Source organism: Methanobrevibacter sp., assembly GCF_017539065.1.
Taxonomy (GTDB): Archaea; Methanobacteriota; Methanobacteria; order Methanobacteriales; family Methanobacteriaceae; genus Methanocatella.
In genome coordinates this window covers 86,227-104,641 of sequence record NZ_JAFYHP010000015.1, presented here as the reverse complement: position 1 = coordinate 104,641, position 18,415 = coordinate 86,227, and the positions used below count along the sequence as shown (strand labels likewise).

Here is an 18,415-nt window from a genome sequence, read left to right as displayed (position 1 = left end):
GTTTAGACCGTCGTGAGACAGGTTGGTTACTATCTAATGGATGTGTTAGTAGTCTGAGGGGAAGGTGGCTCCAGTACGAGAGGAACGAGTTGTCGGCGCCTCTGGTCGACCGGTTGTCTGATAAGGCATTGCCGGGCAGCTACGCGCTAGGTGATAAAGGCTGAAAGCATCTAAGCCTGAGGTATCCCCTGAAAATAGATTGCTTAGGACGCGAGTAGAAGACTTGTTTGATGGGGTAGGGATGTAAGCTTCGAGGTTTTTTTTCCGAGTTGTTGAGTCCGCTGCTTCCAATTGTTCGCTTGCATTATTTTAATTGTTAGTAAACATATACATTTGAAAAATAATGTATAGTTTAATAATAATTTGGTTAGGTGTTAACAGTAAGGGTGAAAGTTGCACTAATATTCATTATCATTTTCATTTGGTTTGTATATTATAGGTATTGCGGTCATAGCATGGGGGTTATACCTGGTCTCGTTTCGATCCCAGTAGTGAAGTCCTTTTGTGTTTTGTTTGTGTACTATGGTTTTCTATGGGAATTTCATTTCGCTGCAAGCCTTTTATATACAAATCATTCCTCAATTATCATTCTCATAACATAATGAGTTTTGCGGTCATAGCATGGGGGTTATACCTGGTCTCGTTTCGATCCCAGTAGTGAAGTCCTTTTGTGTTTTGTTTGTGTACTATGGTTTTCTATGGGAATTTCATTTCGCTGCAAGCTCATTATATTATAATATCACACCGTACCTAGAATTTATACAACCACCCGTTAAAAAACTTATAATGTATGTATTGACTAATTAAACTTTTTTTTATCCTTTATTAATTAGTCCTAGTTTGTCGAAAACTTATATTTGGATTTAATCCACGATCCTTTAGGGGGGGGATGATAATATAACAACCAAAGCCACTGTTCCCATTAGGGAATTTAAACAAAAAAGTATTCTTGCTGAAGATGTACATCAGCGATGTCCTGTCTGTAATTCAACTGACATACGTGAAGACACACAAAGGGCTGAAGTCTTTTGCGGTAAATGTTCCACAGTTTTGGACGAATTTCAAATAGACCAAGGTCCTGAATGGAGGGCTTTTGATCATGAACAAAGGGACAGGCGTGCCAGAACCGGTGCACCTTCAACTTATGCGATTTCTGATAAAGGTTTGGCTACCATCATTGATTGGAGAAATGTTGACTCTAATGGACGTAGCCTTTCCGAAAATAGTGCTCAATTGAATCGTATAAGAATTCTGAATAAGAGGGCCAGAATTGCCAATGCTCGTGAAAGAAATCTTGCTCTTGCATTAAGTACGCTTCATCGTTATTCTTCAAAATTGGGCATTCCGAAAACCGTAAGGGAAGATTCTTCATGGATTTACAGAAATGCTGCTAAAAAGCAACTTATTCGTGGAAGGAGCATTGAAGGCATGGTTGCCACTTCAATTTATACCTCTTGCAGACGCTGCAATATTCCACGTACTCTGGATGAAATTTCAGAAGTGTCTAATGTTTCTAAAAAGCAGATTGGAAAGAATCACAGATTCCTATGTAGGGAATTGGGTATTAAGTTAAAGCCCACATCTCCGGCGGATTATATCTCAAGGTTCGGAAGCAAATTAGGATTATCCGGTGAAACTCAAGCTAAAGCAGTCGAAATTATCAATAAAGCAAATGAAAAAGGCTTAAGCTCAGGCAGAGGACCTACAGGTGTTGCTGCAGCAGCATTATATATTGCAGCAGTTCTACTTGGTGAGAGAAAAACCCAAAGCGAAATTGCAAATGTTGCAGGAGTAACAGAGGTTACTATCAGAAATAGATACAAAGAATTATCTGAAAAGGTCAATGTTGTTATCTAAAATTTCATTTTTTTTATTTTAAATTTTCATCGCCTTGTTCAAGTTACTCTTGAAAACATTCGATTTGGAGTAATGCTACATAATTAATTCACCTGGGGAACTGAAACACACATCAAGATTCAATCTTGGTGTTCTATTCTTTTTTTTTAAAAAATGTTAAATATTATTTTTGATAAAATATTATTGTCGTATCATTTTTTGACCAATGCCTACGGTCCTTTTATGAGGGAAGTTGATACTGTCGATGATTAGGAGAAACCCAGCATTGGATAGGCTGCCCGTTTCGAGGGTTACTCGAGGAGCGAAGGGTATTCTAGCAATGATTCAAGAGAGTTAGTATACGGGCAAAATAAAATTCATATTATTTTAGGTTTATTTCAGTTGCAAATTACTAATATTAAGTTTATATTCAATTAACTTAATATAACTTATTTGATAATATTATTAAGCGTAATGTGTTGCTATTTTTAAAAAATAATTATTTTTTTAAGGAATTAATTTGGTCTTTTTTTCTAAAGAGCATTATATTTTGTATGCTTTTTTTGTATATTGACTTTATATTTGGGATATCTGAATAGACCTTCTGGATGTAATATTAAAAAGTGCAAAAAGTTAAAAAAATAAGAAATAATAAATAAAAATCAATTCATAAAATGTCTTTTATATCAAGTACTGGAGTGCCATTTAACATATCAACTCCTGTGAACTTAATGACATTTCCATTTATTTCCTTTATTTTGATTGTAGAGACTCCTATAGGATTTGGCCTATTTGGTGCATGAGTTGAAAACAAACCTTTTATCGGACCATTTCCCCTAAAAGGAACTCTTTGTTCAAATCCTTTAGATTTATGAAAATAGAATAAAACCATATATTCTTCACCTGTTTTCATGCTGGACATGCTTTCCAGGTATTCCTCATTAATGATCATTTCGGCTTCTACATCTCCAGACTCCCTAGTTGATTTTGGCATGCTTTTTACATCTTCATATGGGGACTTAATATAACCAATCGGCTTAAAAATTATTTCTTCAACCATGATTAAATACCTCATAGTTAATTAATGAGTTTGAAATATTTATAATTTATTAAATATAAATAATGGATTTCATATTTTATGTTTCCAGTATATTATGTTATTGTTGAGTATTTCAATGAAAACTATTTGAACGTAGGGTATCATATAAATTATTATATGGAACTAATTGAATTGCAGGATGCAGATTTGCCTAAATTTAAAAGGTTACTGCAAGAATCATTCCAACATGGCTACGAAAATGTTTATGGTAAATGTGAAGAATTAATCTTGCCTGAAAAGGACATTGATGAATGCTTAAACAAAGAAAATACTCATGTTTATGCAATGAAAAGCAATCATGACATGTTGGGTGGTGTTATCATTGAAATAAATGAAAAAACACAACACAATGAGTTATGTTTCTTATTTGTAAGCACATCCAGTCAAAACAAAGGCATTGGACAAAAGATATGGGAAGAAATAGAATCTTTATATCCAAATACAAAAATATGGGAAACATGCACACCTTACTTTGATAAAAGAAACATTCATTTTTACGTAAATAAATTGGGGTTCCATATAGTGGAATTTTTAAATGAAAAGAATCCCGAACCGGATTGGGATAAAGACCATCCTATGAGGGATGAGGAAATGTTTAGATTTGAAAAGATAATGAAAAAATAGTTTTCATTGACATCAACTACTCCAAATGCCCTAATTGAATCCAAATCAACTGTAACAACATCAATTTTTAAGGAAGCCTACTTTTGAAAAGTAGTTGGTGTATATGCATAGTTGAAAAGCAAATCTATTTTTAATACCCTTGAAGTTAATGTTAAATGCATTTCATTAAAATAATAGTTGTGAAATTACTTTCGATTTACATTCATCACTACCAAGAATTACGTATGCAATAGATGCATCCTACATAATTTTGTGATTCATGGCAACATTTATATAATAGTTATGAATATATATTCATAATACCTGAAGACACATTTGGGGAGAAAAATATGGTAAGACCTAAAAGAATGAGAAGAGTAGTTACATGCCACAGGCACGAGTTGAAAAAAAATATAAATCCTATCGAACTGTCTGTAGATGAGTTTGAAGCAATCAGATTCAAAGATTATCATAACATAAAACAAACTGAATCTGCAGAATTCATGGGAATTTCACAATCAACATTTCACAGAATTCTTAATTCCGCAAGAAACAAACTGGCTACATCTCTAATTGAAGGCCGACCAATAGTTATTGTCAAAGGTGATACAATGATTGATCCAAACAAGTATTTATGCGAAGATTGTGGTTTTCAATGGTCAAATCCAGAAAAGGAATATGAAGAATGTCCAGACTGCAAATCAACAAACATTCGCAAACTAAACGCAAATAACAGAAGAGGCAAAATGTCAAATGACACATGCAGCTGCCCTAATTGCGGTTACAGCGAACCAAAAATTAGAGGAGTTCCATGCAGAACAAAAACATGCCCTGAATGCGGTTCACCACTTCAGGGAAGGGGATTATGCAACATTTAATATATTAGGAGATGAATTAAAATGGCTGACAATTTAGAATATGTATGTAAAGAATGTGGCTTCAACTGGATAACATTGAATGGCGAACATACAATGTGTCCAAAATGCCACAGCACAACCATCGAATATCTGGGAGAAGTAAAAGATCTGGATATCGATTCAATACTAAACCACAACAAAAGGATGGGAGGATGCTGCGGATCTGCACGTGGAAGAGGGCCACTGACATGCGGAAAACCATACCCTGACCACCATGACCCAAATATCCCACACGACCCTGAAAAATGCTGCGGACATAGAGTATGCTAAAAAACATACTCATTTTTTATTATTTGGGAGGTTAAAAAAATGGCTGACATTACAATTGACACCAGCAAATGCGATAATTGTGGTGACTGCACAGACGTCTGTCCGATGGAAGTCTTAATTCTTGAAGGCGGCAAATTGACCGTCAATGAACCGGATGAATGCAGTTACTGTGAGACATGTGTCGACATATGTCCAAATGAATGCATCACAATAGAATGAAACTTCAAATCATTCTTTTATCTCTTTTTTTACTGAAAGCATCATAACTTATTTTTCTATAATTAATACATTTCTTAATCATTCATTAGCTTTTTATAATATGTGTTTGTTTGGTATAATGCTCCTACAGGATTGTGTGCGAGCACTTTGTCTTTTGTTACGAGAGTTGTGCATAAAGCATCCGAATATTTATAAAATAGACTGTCATGTCCCACGCATAATCCAATTATCACGTTAAGGTCTGTTTTTTCCTTGTTCAGAATTTTTGCCTGCAATATCGGATTGCACATTACATTTCCGGTTACAGTTGTTTTTTCTTCATTTATTCCGGTTATTTCTGTTTTTTTCATTGCCCCTACTTTACACGCTACAGAATATACTTCAAAGTTATGTTTGGCGAGGATTTCTGCAAATGTTCTGCTTTCTTCCATCAGTCCTACACATGCAGCTATTCCGATCTTATTCATTTTTAGTCTTTTGGCAAATTCTATTATTTCCTCTACTCTGGTGTATTTGCAGTAGAACTCTTCTTCTATTTCTGCGGATATCCGTGATATTTCCTTGTTGTTGTCTTCATTGTAGAGTTTTTCAATTTCAATTATTTCATCATTCGTTAATTCTTTTGTTGGACAGAATTTGGGATATTCCTTATCTTGATGTTTGCAGTTTATAATTCGACACTTGCTGCAGGAGTATTTTTTCATGATATTTTTCCTTAATGAGTTGTTTCTTATTTTATTATTTCATTTTTTACTAAAATAATATTATACAATCTTTTGACAAATCTTATTGAAGAATATAAAAAATAGAATTTTAAAAATTGAATAAGGATAAATTTGTTAAACAAATTTCGACACATCCTCATTCAACATACATAACTGTTGGTCTGTATTGTGTTGACCAAACATCCTAAGATGTTATATGATATTATGAACCTCAATATATATAAATGTTTCATTTATCACTTATTATCAAATTAAAGCAATATTTCATTCTGAAAACAATTTTACATTCTGAAATCAATGTTTATTTTTAAAAAGAATAAATTATAAATAGTTTTAAGACGAAATATCTAATTCTAAAACACTAATATAATAATCTATAACTGTTGGTGTTTTTATGAAGTGGAAAGAGCATTCTATTAAAAACGCTCCAATCAAATTGGAGGAATTTGTATTCCGTATGTTGAAAATATGGTGCTTGCTATCTCTTATTTATTCCTAGCAAGTTACTATCTATTGTTGGCCATTAACTTGTTAATGTAAAACAATCTATGATGTCGAATTGGGGGCATAGTTGGATCTTATCCGAAATTTTCTAATTTGATAAACTGACAATTTAAATGACAATTAGCTTTAATATGTGTTTTATAGCTTCCTTTTCTACACATAGCTCAAAAAGACATTATTATTTCCACTGTAAAAACACCAAAATAATTTGATAATGTTTATATCAACTGATACTAAATATTATGTTGTAAGGGTTAAAAGTGATAAATATTTTGTATAGTATACGGGCAAAATCCATTGTACATAAATTGAGTGTTATTTTACTTATTAATAATTAATATTGAGTTTTTTCTTCATTAACTTAATATAACTTTTTTGATGATTTTATTAAGTGTAATATACTCATATTTTTAAAAAATAAGTATTTTTTTAAGGAATTAATTTTGTCTTTTTTTTAAAAGAGTATTATATTTTGTATACTTTTTTTGCACATTGACTTTATATCGTTGCTAAAACAACATTTAAAAATAATTTAGGACATATAGTTTCATTAATAAGTGATTTTAATGGAAGTCAAAACAAAACCTGTTGAACTGATTGAATTATTTTATGATTTGATTTTTGTATATGCAATATCAAAGTTAACAGCATTAATTTCAGAACCGATAAATGGTGTAATTCCACCATATAACTTTTTTGCTTATCTGATTACTTCATTTGTGATTCTGCAGGCTTGGCTTTATTTTACAAACTATGTGAACAGGTATGGGCAGTGGAAGTGGTATGATTATGCTTTTGCCTGTGTGAACATGATTTCAGTAATTTATATGGCAAATACAATTTCCCATGATTGGGCTACAATGGCGTTTCCATTCGATCTTTCGATGCTAGTGCTGTTATTGACTGTTATGGCATTGTATTCAATTCAAGCTCGAAAAGAGCATTCGATGGATGGTGCGGCGGGCAATTCAATAACAATACTGGCAGTGGTTTGTACAATTTATGTAATAGCCATTTTATGCACTCTTTTTAATTTGACAGATTATGTTATCTGGATAAATGTTGTTGCAGTCTTGACTGGTGCCTTTTTACCATTCTTTATCAGAGGCAAGTTTGACAAAAGCATTATCAGTTTTCCGCATCTGGTTGAGAGATTTGAACTGTTGACAATCATAACATTCGGCGAGGCGATTGTCGGTCTTACACATTTCTTTGACACATCAAACTTCAATCCGGTTCCAATATTGGTATTCTTTATAATTTTAACAATGTTCGGGTCATATGTCATTCAGATTCATCATTTAATGGAACATCAAAGAGTGGAAAGGTCACTAAGATTGATGTTCAGCCATTACTTTGTTGTAATCAGCATTAATTTGGTTACTGTGGCTTTGGAGCTCGTACATTCAGGTGAAGTAAACCATTTATTTGCAAGCGGATTGATGATTGTATCGCTGGTTATTTTCTACCTGTCAATAATGGCAAATAAGGAATATTATAAGCAAAATATCAAATTAACAAAAAGAGATGTGTTGCTGATGATAGGAAGCACAATTGTGGGAATAGCAGTTATTTTGATATTCCTTTCAAATTTATATGCTTTCTTAATCGGAAGCTTAATCATTACATTTGGCAATTTTGGAGTATTACTAATGAAATATAAAGGTAAGATTTAAATGAAATACATTAAATTAGGAAACTCTGATTTGAAAGTCAGCAGAATATGCATGGGCTGTATGGGTTTTGGAGATCCTGAAAACGGAATGCATACATGGACATTGCCTGAAAAAGAATCAATAGAAATAATTACAAACGGACTCGACAATGGAATTAACTTCTTTGATACTGCTATCGGCTATCAGAACGGAACTTCAGAGCAATATGTCGGAAAAGCAATCAGAGAAAACGCTTCCCGTGAGGATATTGTTGTTGCAACAAAGTTTTTGCCACGATCACAGGAAGATATTGAAAATAACGTTTCCGGCAGACAGCACATTCATAACATGGTTGAAAAAAGCCTTGCAAATCTCAGACTGGATTATATTGATCTGTATATCTATCACATGTGGGACTACAATACTCCATTATATGATATTCTTGAAGGTCTAAACGAAGTCATTGAAGAGGGTAAAGTCAGATATATTGGAATATCAAATTGTTTTGCCTGGCAGCTTGCAAAGGCCAACGCGCTTGCTGAAGCGGAAGGTTTTGCAAAATTCGTATCAATTCAGGGACATTACAATCTGATTTTCAGAGAAGAAGAACGTGAAATGATTCCATTATGCCGCACTGACAACATTGCAGTAACACCTTACAGTGCACTGGCTTCAGGAAGACTCTCAAGACTTCCGGGGGAGGAATCCAAAAGACTGAATGAAGACTTTTATGCCAAACTGAAATATCAAAATTCTGAACAGCAAGATTTAAAGATTATAGAAAGAGTCAATGAAATTGCTCAAAATTATGATGTGTCAATGACTGAAGTGTCTCTGGCATGGCTGCTTACAAAGGTAACCTCTCCTATTGTGGGAGCCACTAAAATGCATCATGTTGAAGGTGCAGTCAATTCCGTTGATTTGACATTAACTGAGAAGGACATTGGTTATTTGGAGGAACCATATGTGGCTCACGATTTGGTGGGGGTAATGGCAGACAACAAGGTTTCAGCAGGCGATAATGAGAAAGTCTGGATTAAACACACTAAAAATAGGATTTAAACCAAATTATTCTCGCATCTTTTTAATCATTTCTTTCCTGTTTATTCCCATGCCGGAATAAACTTGTGAACTTAATATCATGAAACTTATAATAAACAATATTGTCCCAATTAAATAGTCTATTGGGCCTGCAAGGTTAAATTTGCCTAATTGGATAATTGAGTATATTGCAGCTATTGCCAAAATCCATGCTGTAACCAGGCCTGGTGTGTATGGTTTATTTAATTTGTGGATTTTAATTCCGGCTGTGTGTATGAACGCTTCAAAAATGGATAATACGATTGTCATCATGAAGAAAAATACAAAGTTATCAAATATGTATCCCAACACAAGATAAACTAACCAGAATATAAATACTGCTAAATTGGCTCTTCCCACATCAACATCATTGATATTTATTTCCAGTTTCTTCAACATTAAATCAAAAAAACCGCCGGGCCAATATTTTTCCTCGATTTCATGCAGAATCGCCAATATTCCAAACAGATTTACTAATTTTCTCACAATGGAAATTTGATTCCAATTCAAAAGGTCATAAACAGTTAAAATAGCAATTAAAACAATGAAAATGTGCATATTATATTTTTTGAGAAATTCAATCATGAAGAACACCATATTCCTTGTGTAAAAATTTTGTCATGTTTTTTTCAATATTGTGGATAATTTATTTATTTATTTATTTTATATATTGTGTTGTGTTTAAATATTATTGCATCAAATATTATAATGTAAGAGCTAAAAGTAGTAAATATTTTGTATAGTATACGGGCAAAATCCATTTTAAGAAGTTTTTTAGACTTATAAAACAATATTATTATTTTATTTTAGATTTAACCAATTATAATGAAGTGAACAATTAAATGAAAAAATATTTAATAGAAACTCCAAGCATTGATTATATGGATTCACATATTCAGAAAAAGGTTCAGGAATTAAAGAATCAATCAGATGATAATTTGGATTATATCAAGAGAAGTTACATCTTTGTTAGAGATGAAATTCCTCACTCCTGGGACATTAAAGCAAATGTAGTTTCAAGAACTGCCAGTGATGTGCTTAAAAACAAAACAGGCATATGCTGGACAAAATCATGTCTTCTCTCAGCACTTTTAAGGGCAAATTATATCCCATCAGGCATCAGTTATCAGCTGCTTACAAGAGCTGATGATGCAAGTGAAGGTTATATGATTCATGCTTTAAACACTGTGCATATAAAAGATTTGGATGAATGGATTAGGCTTGATGCTCGGGGGAATAAGGAAAACATTAATGCTTATTTTAGTTTGGATGAAGAACACCTTGCTTATTCAATTCGAAGTGAATTTGGAGAAATCGATTATCACGATAATCACGCTGATTTGGATGAAAGGTTGGTTACTATACTAATGGAAAGTATGAATATAATGGATATTTCAACAGATTTTGAGTTTTAGTTAAATTAATGTAATTCCATATCCATTAGGCAAGTGTTTTTTCATAAAGTCGCAGTTTGAAAATATTTATCATAAATGAAGTAGATATTTTATATTACAATTAGTAATAAGGGGGGGTTTGTTTTGGTTGAAGGAAATGAATTAGATTCTACTTATGGAATTTCTGATGAAGAACTTACAGAACTATTTAAAGCATCCATAAAGCTTGATAAGGAAATATGTGAAATTAAAGGACTTCCTATTGCTGGTTATGATGATGAAAATAAACGTGCTTACTTAGAGTATCCTGATGGAAGGAGAGTTTATGTCACAGAAAAATAGGCTTCCGGAAGTCATGATTTTCGCAGGACCAAATGGTAGTGGCAAAACCACAATAACACGTATGGCAAAAACTGTAGGTGTTTACATAAATGCTGATGATATTAAAAAATCAATTGCATGCAGTGATTTGGAGGCTGCACAGAAAGCCGAAGAGCTTAGGGAATCAATGCTGGAAAAAGATGAAGATTTCACATTTGAAACTGTGCTTTCAACAGATCGCAATCTTAAACTGCTTAAAAAGGCTAAAGAAAAAGGATATTTCTTAAGATGCATCTATGTCCTAACAGATGATTATGAGATAAATATTGCTAGGGTAAGGATGAGGGAGTCTATGGGTGGTCATGGAGTTCCTGAAGATAAAATCAAATCAAGATATCAAAAAGCACTTAAGTTAATTCCAGAATTAGTTGAAATTTGTGATATTGTCCATATTTATGATAACACTATTTCTCCTTTTAGAATATTTAAGAAAAGAAAAGATGTGTATTACCATTGGGAGAATAAATATTGGAATTACTCTGAAATTGAAAAACTCACTGGAATAAGTGAATATGAAAATTAATGTGGTGCACTCAATTTTTTAGCAGATGTCATGCAATATCCTCTTTTTAACAGTAATTATTTTAATGTTGTTTTGGCAATATTATATTGTAAGAGCCGAAAGTAGTAAATATTTTGTATAGTATACGGGCAACAAAAATATCTATTATTTGTGGTTTATTAGACTTATTAATCATTAATATTAAGTTTTTTCTTTATTATCTTAATATAACTTATTTTATGATGTTATTTGGTGTAGTATGTGAATGTTTTTAAAAAAAGAGTCTTTTTTTAAGGGATTATTTTGGCCTTTTTTAGCTGGTGTTTATATTTTGTATAGTTTTTTCAGTAAATTGACTTTATATCTGGTGTGTTAATTGAAAAATTATTCGCAAAACATTGTTAAATATATCATATTACTATGTTTCCAACAATAAATCCATTTTCGAAGAATATTAAAAAATAGAATTTTAAAATTGAATAAGGATAAATTTGTTAAACAAATTTTGACGCATCCCTATCCAAATACTAAAAACATGGTCTGCTATAGCAGTCCAACATCATTTGATGTTATATGATATTATAACTATTAAAATATATAAACATTACTATGTCGCTTATTATATGATTAAAGCAATATTTTCTTCTAAAAACAATATTATATAGTTATTACAATATTTATTTTTAAAATTAACAAATTATATATAGTTTTTGATTAAAATAATTATTTCTAAAACACTAATATAATTTTACTAAGAACTTGGTGTTTTTATGAATGGGAAAGAGCATTATAATAAAAACACTCCTATTAATCTAGGAGAAATTGAACTATGGCAGTTGAAAATTTAGTGCTTGCTATCTCTTATTTTTTCCTAGCAAGTTACTACTTATTGTTGGCCATTAACTTGTTAATGTAAAAACAATCTATGATGTCGAATTGGAAGCCTAGTTGGATCTTATCCGAAATTTTCTAATTTGATAAACTGACAATTTAAATGACAATTAGCTTTAATATGTGTTTTATAGCTTCCTTTTCTACACATAGTTCAAAAAAACATTATTATTTCCACTTTAAAAACACCAAATATTATTGATAATCTTTATATGAATTGATACTAAATATTATAATTTAAGAGCTAAAAGTAGTAAATATTTTGTATAGTATACGGGCAACAAAAATATCTATTATTTGTGGTTTATTTGACTTATTAATCATTAATATTGAGTTTTTTCTTTATTATGTTAATATAACTTATTTATGATGTTATTGGGTGTAGTGTGTGAATATTTTTAAAAAAAGAGTCTTTTTTTAAGGGATTATTTTGGTCTTTTTTAGCTGGTGTTTATATTTTGTATAGTTTTTTCAGTAAATTGACTTTATATCCGGTGTTATTTGAATTATTCGCAAAACATTGTTAAATATATCATATTCTATGTTTCCAATAATTTATAATATTTCATAGTCATTTTATTTTTTAATAATTCCTTCCAAGTTATTTTTTTAATTATTAAAAAGTTTTATTTAAAAGTTTTAATAAAATCAAACTTATGAGTACTGTAATTGAGTTTAAAAATGTTGATAAGGTTTATAAATCTGGTGCCCAGTTATTAAAAGCTATGGATGATGTTAATTTCACTATTGATGAGGGGGAGTTTGTTGTCATACTCGGCCCTTCGGGAGCGGGAAAATCAACACTCTTAAACCTTTTAGGGGGTCTTGATTGTGTAAGTTCAGGTGAAATAATTGTCAATGGTAATCACATTGAGTCATTTAACGAAGATCAGCTTACAGAATATAGGGCCAAGAATGTCGGTTTCATTTTCCAGTTCTATAATTTAATCCCCAACTTAACGGCTATAGAAAACGTTGAGCTAATGAATGATGTTGTGGATGTAAAGATAGATGGAATGGAAGTATTAGATGCCGTCGGCCTTAAGGAATGGGCAAATCATTTTCCTGCACAAATGTCCGGTGGACAGCAACAAAGGATATCAATCGCAAGGGCAATTGCAAAAAAGCCTGCAGTTCTTTTATGTGATGAGCCAACAGGGGCTTTGGACTCAAACACAGGAGTTCTTGTATTGAGCCTTCTTCAGGATTTAAGCACAAGCCAAAAATCCACGGTTGTCATCGTAACCCACAATTCATTGTTGGCACAGGCGGCGGACAAGGTAATCCGAATCAAAAACGGCCAAGTTGAAAGTATAGAATTAAATGATTCCCCAATGAAGATTGCCGATATAGATTGGTGATTAGTGTAATGTGTATTTTTTTTAAAGATGGTGATTAGATGCTTTATAAAAAGATGCTGAGAGACCTTTCAGATTATAAAATCCAATTCATTTCAGTTTTCCTGATGGCATTTGTAGGAGTATTCATATTTGCCGGTGTCGGGGGAGAGGCAAACTGTCTAGAGGTGAACATTGACAACCTTTACGAAGACACTAATTTGGCCGATGGTTGGATTTATGCTACCGACATAAGTTCTGATTTTCAAGGCAAAGTGAATGATTTAAACTCAACCACATCCAGTGAGAGACAATTGGTGATAACTTCGACGGCTAACTTTTCAAACAGTCCTGACATTGAGCTGCATTTTGTAGAGAACAACACAATATCCAAATTCTATTTGGCTGAAGGAAAAGAGTTAAATCTCAGTGATGAGGATGGAGTATGGTTGGATAAAAAATTTGCAGATGAAAAAGGATTGAATGTAGGAGACAACATAAGCTTTAAATTCAATGGAATGACCATTGAAAAGGAAATCAGGGGATTGGGATATTCTCCGGAATATGTTTATAATTTACCATATTATGCAGTAAAAGCTAATCACACAGAATATGGTTTTGCTTATATGTCCCATAATGCATTCCCAATGGATAATGTCCAATATAATGTTTTGCATGTTAAATTCAATGGGAATGATGGAGATTTTGAGGATGTGTTGTCTGAAAAGTTGGGTGGTGATTACAGTTCATTCATGCCAAGACAAAGCCATACCAGTGTAAAAGTATATCAGGGTACAATCGACCAATTTAAGATGATTGGCAACATTCTCCCTACAATTTTCATTCTGGTTTCAATGTTGATGCTTTTAACATCAATGAAAAGAGTTATCACTCATCAAAGAACTCAAATTGGCGTTCTTAAAGCTAATGGATTCAAAAACAGGACTATAATGCTTCACTATCTGTCATATGGATTTGTATTGGTATCGCTTGGATCAATATTGGGATTAATTTCAGGTCCTATCTTTATATATAAGCTTGCATATGCCTCCTTGTGTAAAATTTTTAGTTTGCCTTACCTTAGGCCTGTTGATGGTGTTGGATTTGCATATGCAGTTGTCATAATGGTTTTACTGTCAATCATAGTTTCATATTACTCAATCAAAAGCATAGTCAATGAGCCCCCTTCAACAATTATAAGGCCAAAGGCACCTAAGGCAACAACATCTTCATTTGTTGAAAAATTAGGGTTCTGGAAACATTTGTCATTTAATTTCCGTTGGAATTATAGGGATGCCAAAAGAAATAATTTCAGAGCTATAATGACTGTTGTTGGAGTATTGGGTTGTACTGTAATTTTAATTTCTGCATTTGGATTGTATGATGGAATGAATGATGCGGAACATTGGCAATATGATGTAATTGATCATTTTGAGTCAAAACTTGTGATTGATATGGATGCAACCCCATCTCAAATCGATGACGTGGCTAAGGATGTGGACGGGGATAAGATAATGGAATCTTCTATTGAGATAGAATCTGATTCCATGAAAAAGACAGGAACGCTCCTGGTACTAAATGGTACAGATTTAATCACCCCAACTGACATAGATAAAAATAGGATAAACATCAAGGATGATGAGGTGGCAATTTCACAAAAAATGGCTAATCTTTTGGGAGTTGGTGTAGGAGACACCGTTAGGATGCATATCAAGGATTCAGACAAATGGGTTGATGTAAAAATCGACAAGATACATGGTCATCCAAGTTCTCAAGGATTAGTCATGTCCGCTAAGAAACTGGATGATTTGGGCTTAAATTACACTACAACAAGCATCCTTACAGCTAAACATATTGATAATGATTATAATGGCATCAAATCAGTAATTTATATTGATGACCTTATTGACAGTTCCAGGGAGCTTAATACGCCTCTTTGGATAATAATCTATGCGCTGATGTTCTTTGCAGTCGTTTTGGCATTGATTGTTCTTTACAATTTGGGTCTGCTAAGCTTTTTGGAGATGGAACGTGACATCGGAACCCTTAAGGTTTTAGGTTTCAAGACCCGTTCGCTGACAAAATTATTGCTGACACAAAGTTTGGTCTTCATAATAATCGGGTTTCTGCTGGGCATACCGGCAGGGTATAGAATTTTAGTGATGATTTGGCAGCAATCCAGTGAGAAATACTATATTGTGTCAGTATTGACTTTTACAAATATAATTTGCACGTTCCTAATAGTTTTGGCAGTGTCAATTATCATAAACCTGTACTTCTCACGCAAGATTAAAAATCTAGACATGGTGGAGGCGCTTAAAATCTTGGAATAATTATTGTTCCAATTTTTTAAGCTATTTTTTTAATCACTAATTGTTATTCAGATTAATAAAAATTAAAACTCTTATCATCTAAAAAATAATTATCAGACACTCCAATATCATGGTATAAATTAGTATTTCCTTGAATCAAAGAATTTCTCAAAGCATAAACTAAAACACATGATGAATTGATTTTAAAAAAAGTTCAAGACAGATGATTCAACATTAGATATCGAAAGTTTGGTAATTATCTATAAAATTTTATCATCACTGATGTTTGGAGAATTGATATTGAGGTAGTTGAAAATATGGTGCTTGCTGTCTCTTGTTTATTCCTAGCAAGTCACTACTTATTGTTGGCCATTAACTTGTTAATGTAAAACAATCTATGATGTTGAATTGGAAGCCTAGTTGGATTTCATCCGAAATTTTCTAATTTGATAAACTGAGAATTTAAATGACAATTAGCTTTAATATGTGTTTTATAGCTTCCTTTTTTACACATAGTTAAAAAGTTGTTTTTTCCACTTTAAAAACACCAAATATTATTTTTCAAAACAGTAGTTATATTTTTATATGTTTGTTAAGAGAATCTTAATTATATGTGAAGTATTAAACACTATACAGTATTTTTGTACACTTTATTCGGAGTACATTGATTCCATCATGTTTAGATGTTTTATATATTGTCATTCAAAGTTTTAGGAGGGATTTTATTTCAGATAACCATGCACATCGTCGAGATAAGAGATACAGATTTAAACAGCACAGATTTAGAAGACGTGCTGATAGGGCAATTAAAAGAAGCCCTCCATGGAAAGAGTATAATTTACATTTAATTATATTAGTTTTAGTTGTTATCTCAATGTTCATTGGAATTATAGAGATTAAAATAACCGACACAATCAGTTTTTTATTATTGCCTCTGATATATTCTTTAGTTATGGGTTTAGTTCTTTATTTGTCAAAATCATTTAAATGGATAGGTCCTGAACAGGCTAAAGTAGCTGAGGGGGTTATGGTTTTACTTATTGGGGTTTTACTTTCCAAATTGGCTATTTCAAGTGGTCAATCCATTGATGTTATTTTTCATGTGGGTCCCGCTTTAGTTTTACAGCTTCTTGGTGATTTAGGCACTCTTATAGCATTGCCTGTTGCTTTGCTTTTAGGTTTTAGAAGAGAAGTTATAGGTATGGCAAGTTCTATTTGTCGTGAACCTAATTTGGGAATTATTATTGATAAATACGGTTTTAACTCTCCGGAAGCACGAGGTGTTTTGGCAATTTTCGTTATAGGATCCATTATAGGTACTCCTTATATCAGCTTTTTGTCAAGCATAAGCGTTTCACTCATACCATTTCATCCATATGCCTTTGCGATGGCTTCAGGTATAGGCAGTGCAAGTATGAATGCTGCGGCGTTAGTTCCACTAGTGCACATGTATCCTGCCATGGCCACACAGTTGGAGGCTTTTGCTGGAGCAAGTAATATTCTTTCATTCTGTTTAGGCATGTATATGTGCATATTTGTTTCATTGCCTATTGCAGAAAGATTGTATAAATGGTTATCTCCAATTTTGGGTAAAGGTGATGCGCATATTGATGATGATGAATATGTCCCTGATGAAGTAACAGACGAAGAGGATTCAGATGGATTAAGTTTCGGTAAGCTTAAAAGATGGGCTGCATTGCTTTTCGCATTTTCAGTCATTGTTGCCATTGGAAATGTTGTAGGTTATCATACAGCATTTGTTGGCACTTTTATTGGGATGATTATTATTGCATTCGTTGCTCTTATTGGCATGTCCCTTGAAAGGGTTTTCCCAGTCCATATTCCATCAATTGTTTTTATTAGTTTAATCGGTTTGCTTATTTCTATTCCAGGGGTTCCAACTGCTGATTTTGTGTCTCACTATGTTTCTCAAGTTGAGTTAACTACAATCTGTACCGCATTTCTGGCATATGTCGGTGTTTCAATAGGTAAAGATTGGGAAGAGTTTAAAAGAATTGGTTGGAGAGGAATTATTGTTGCTATAGTTGTAATTACTGGAACATACCTTGGTTCTGCAACAATTGCTAATATAACCTTATTTTTAACAGGTATGATTTAAACCTGTCTTCTTTTCTTTTTTTTTTAAGTGTTGGCAGAACTTATTGAATTACCATTATAATGCTTATTTTCCAACAATGATAATGTTAAATACTTGATATCTACTTTTTTAGATTTGAATTAATGAAACCTCATAACATTAACACCCATGTTTTCATAAATCAATTTGAATGGCTGTTCTTAGAGGTTATGTCTGATTAAGTAATTTTTACCTGCGGTATATTCTAAGAAATGGTGTCGTGATTATGTAATAAAAATATATATGCTTCTTCGTTGCATATTCATAATTCGAGAGCTAAAAGTAGTAAATATTTTGTATAGTATGCAAAATAAAATTCTTATTATTTTGGGATTATTATCATTAATATTAAGTTTATAATCAATTAACTTAATATACATATTTTATGATGTTATTCGGTATCTTATATTGACATTTTTAAAAAAAATCTTTTTTTAAGGAATAAATTTTGTCTTTTTTTAAAAGAGCATTATATTTTGTATACTTTTTGTATATTGACTTTTAAACTCATTAACTATTTTATATTAGATTGATAATAATATTAAACTGCAGT

At 32.3% G+C, this 18,415-nt stretch carries 16 protein-coding genes and 3 rRNA genes; 16 read left to right on the top strand and 3 right to left on the bottom strand.

Features of this window, described 5'->3' with window-relative positions; genetic code table 11:
• The 4 genes from IKS50_RS04095 to IKS50_RS04080 form a co-directional block, all read left to right on the top strand.
• Positions 1–311, top strand: a 23S ribosomal RNA gene (locus tag IKS50_RS04095); the annotation flags it as partial.
• Between the two features lie 129 nt (positions 312–440).
• Positions 441–558: ribosomal RNA gene (gene rrf / locus IKS50_RS04090) — 5S ribosomal RNA — on the top strand.
• Between the two features lie 48 nt (positions 559–606).
• Positions 607–724, top strand: a 5S ribosomal RNA gene (gene rrf, locus IKS50_RS04085).
• A gap of 221 nt (positions 725–945) precedes the next feature.
• On the top strand, positions 946–1,857 hold the full coding sequence (locus tag IKS50_RS04080) for a transcription initiation factor IIB (protein WP_394357518.1): 912 nt from the start codon (positions 946–948) through the stop codon (positions 1,855–1,857).
• Between the two features lie 646 nt (positions 1,858–2,503).
• Here IKS50_RS04080 and tsaA read toward each other — a convergent pair.
• A complete protein-coding gene (gene tsaA, locus IKS50_RS04075) occupies positions 2,504–2,896 on the bottom strand; it encodes a tRNA (N6-threonylcarbamoyladenosine(37)-N6)-methyltransferase TrmO (protein WP_292845775.1) in 393 nt (130 codons plus the stop codon).
• Positions 2,897–3,052: 156 nt separating this feature from the next.
• Between tsaA and IKS50_RS04070 the strand changes: the two genes are divergently transcribed.
• The 4 genes from IKS50_RS04070 (at position 3,053) to IKS50_RS04055 (ending at position 4,944) form a co-directional block, all read left to right on the top strand.
• Complete coding sequence (locus IKS50_RS04070) at positions 3,053–3,559, top strand: GNAT family N-acetyltransferase (protein WP_366664919.1); 507 nt, start codon at positions 3,053–3,055, stop codon at positions 3,557–3,559.
• A 329-nt stretch (positions 3,560–3,888) separates the two neighbouring features.
• Positions 3,889–4,416 carry a DUF134 domain-containing protein gene (locus IKS50_RS04065; protein WP_292845769.1) on the top strand — a complete coding sequence of 176 codons (528 nt, stop codon included), beginning with the start codon at positions 3,889–3,891 and terminating at the stop codon, positions 4,414–4,416.
• A 21-nt stretch (positions 4,417–4,437) separates the two neighbouring features.
• On the top strand, positions 4,438–4,725 hold the full coding sequence (locus IKS50_RS04060; RefSeq protein ID WP_292845766.1) for a DNA-binding protein: 288 nt from the start codon (positions 4,438–4,440) through the stop codon (positions 4,723–4,725).
• Between the two features lie 39 nt (positions 4,726–4,764).
• Positions 4,765–4,944 carry a 4Fe-4S binding protein gene (locus IKS50_RS04055; protein WP_292845763.1) on the top strand — a complete coding sequence of 60 codons (180 nt, stop codon included), beginning with the start codon at positions 4,765–4,767 and terminating at the stop codon, positions 4,942–4,944.
• Positions 4,945–5,018: 74 nt separating this feature from the next.
• On the opposite strand, the gene IKS50_RS04050 is transcribed toward IKS50_RS04055, so the two are convergent.
• The gene (locus IKS50_RS04050; RefSeq protein ID WP_292845760.1) at positions 5,019–5,648 is read right to left on the bottom strand and encodes a DUF1847 domain-containing protein; all 630 of its coding nucleotides are present in this window, start codon (positions 5,646–5,648) and stop codon (positions 5,019–5,021) included.
• Between the two features lie 1,091 nt (positions 5,649–6,739).
• Here IKS50_RS04050 and IKS50_RS04045 point away from each other — a divergent pair.
• Together IKS50_RS04045 and IKS50_RS04040 are read left to right on the top strand one after the other, a co-directional pair.
• Entirely contained in the window at positions 6,740–7,849 is a 1,110-nt protein-coding gene (locus IKS50_RS04045) for a low temperature requirement protein A (RefSeq protein ID WP_292845757.1), read from the top strand.
• Complete coding sequence (locus IKS50_RS04040) at positions 7,850–8,890, top strand: aldo/keto reductase (protein WP_292845754.1); 1,041 nt, start codon at positions 7,850–7,852, stop codon at positions 8,888–8,890.
• Between the two features lie 6 nt (positions 8,891–8,896).
• On the opposite strand, the gene IKS50_RS04035 is transcribed toward IKS50_RS04040, so the two are convergent.
• Positions 8,897–9,493 carry an HXXEE domain-containing protein gene (locus IKS50_RS04035; protein ID WP_292845750.1) on the bottom strand — a complete coding sequence of 199 codons (597 nt, stop codon included), beginning with the start codon at positions 9,491–9,493 and terminating at the stop codon, positions 8,897–8,899.
• Between the two features lie 257 nt (positions 9,494–9,750).
• On the opposite strand from IKS50_RS04035, the gene IKS50_RS04030 reads away from it, so the two are divergent.
• From IKS50_RS04030 to IKS50_RS04005, 6 genes are all read left to right on the top strand, one after another.
• Positions 9,751–10,323, top strand: a complete 573-nt coding sequence (locus IKS50_RS04030) for a transglutaminase family protein (protein WP_292845747.1) — start codon at positions 9,751–9,753, stop codon at positions 10,321–10,323.
• Positions 10,324–10,446: 123 nt separating this feature from the next.
• Positions 10,447–10,644, top strand: coding sequence for a hypothetical protein (locus IKS50_RS04025; RefSeq protein WP_292845744.1), 198 nt, complete (start codon positions 10,447–10,449; stop codon positions 10,642–10,644).
• Complete coding sequence (locus tag IKS50_RS04020) at positions 10,628–11,206, top strand: zeta toxin family protein (protein ID WP_292845740.1); 579 nt, start codon at positions 10,628–10,630, stop codon at positions 11,204–11,206. The genes IKS50_RS04025 and IKS50_RS04020 overlap by 17 nt, the downstream gene beginning before the upstream one ends.
• Positions 11,207–12,732: 1,526 nt before the next feature.
• Positions 12,733–13,437, top strand: a complete 705-nt coding sequence (locus IKS50_RS04015; RefSeq protein WP_292845737.1) for an ABC transporter ATP-binding protein — start codon at positions 12,733–12,735, stop codon at positions 13,435–13,437.
• Between the two features lie 38 nt (positions 13,438–13,475).
• On the top strand, positions 13,476–15,746 hold the full coding sequence (locus tag IKS50_RS04010) for an ABC transporter permease (protein WP_292845734.1): 2,271 nt from the start codon (positions 13,476–13,478) through the stop codon (positions 15,744–15,746).
• Positions 15,747–16,389: 643 nt separating this feature from the next.
• Positions 16,390–17,844: a DUF3100 domain-containing protein gene (locus IKS50_RS04005; RefSeq protein ID WP_292845731.1), complete on the top strand. Its 1,455-nt coding sequence runs from the start codon at positions 16,390–16,392 to the stop codon at positions 17,842–17,844.
• The last annotated feature ends 571 nt before the right edge of the window (positions 17,845–18,415 follow it).

Bases quoted from the DNA above. Each gene is read 5' to 3' on its own strand.
- tsaA (WP_292845775.1), bottom strand. From the start codon at position 2,896: ATGGTTGAAGAAATAATTTTTAAGCCGATTGGTTATATTAAGTCCCCA.
- IKS50_RS04070 (WP_366664919.1), top strand. From the start codon at position 3,053: ATGGAACTAATTGAATTGCAGGATGCAGATTTGCCTAAATTTAAAAGG.
- IKS50_RS04065 (WP_292845769.1), top strand. From the start codon at position 3,889: ATGGTAAGACCTAAAAGAATGAGAAGAGTAGTTACATGCCACAGGCAC.
- IKS50_RS04060 (WP_292845766.1), top strand. From the start codon at position 4,438: ATGGCTGACAATTTAGAATATGTATGTAAAGAATGTGGCTTCAACTGG.
- IKS50_RS04055 (WP_292845763.1), top strand. From the start codon at position 4,765: ATGGCTGACATTACAATTGACACCAGCAAATGCGATAATTGTGGTGAC.
- IKS50_RS04050 (WP_292845760.1), bottom strand. From the start codon at position 5,648: ATGAAAAAATACTCCTGCAGCAAGTGTCGAATTATAAACTGCAAACAT.
- IKS50_RS04045 (WP_292845757.1), top strand. From the start codon at position 6,740: ATGGAAGTCAAAACAAAACCTGTTGAACTGATTGAATTATTTTATGAT.
- IKS50_RS04040 (WP_292845754.1), top strand. From the start codon at position 7,850: ATGAAATACATTAAATTAGGAAACTCTGATTTGAAAGTCAGCAGAATA.
- IKS50_RS04035 (WP_292845750.1), bottom strand. From the start codon at position 9,493: ATGATTGAATTTCTCAAAAAATATAATATGCACATTTTCATTGTTTTA.
- IKS50_RS04030 (WP_292845747.1), top strand. From the start codon at position 9,751: ATGAAAAAATATTTAATAGAAACTCCAAGCATTGATTATATGGATTCA.
- IKS50_RS04020 (WP_292845740.1), top strand. From the start codon at position 10,628: ATGTCACAGAAAAATAGGCTTCCGGAAGTCATGATTTTCGCAGGACCA.
- IKS50_RS04015 (WP_292845737.1), top strand. From the start codon at position 12,733: ATGAGTACTGTAATTGAGTTTAAAAATGTTGATAAGGTTTATAAATCT.
- IKS50_RS04010 (WP_292845734.1), top strand. From the start codon at position 13,476: ATGCTTTATAAAAAGATGCTGAGAGACCTTTCAGATTATAAAATCCAA.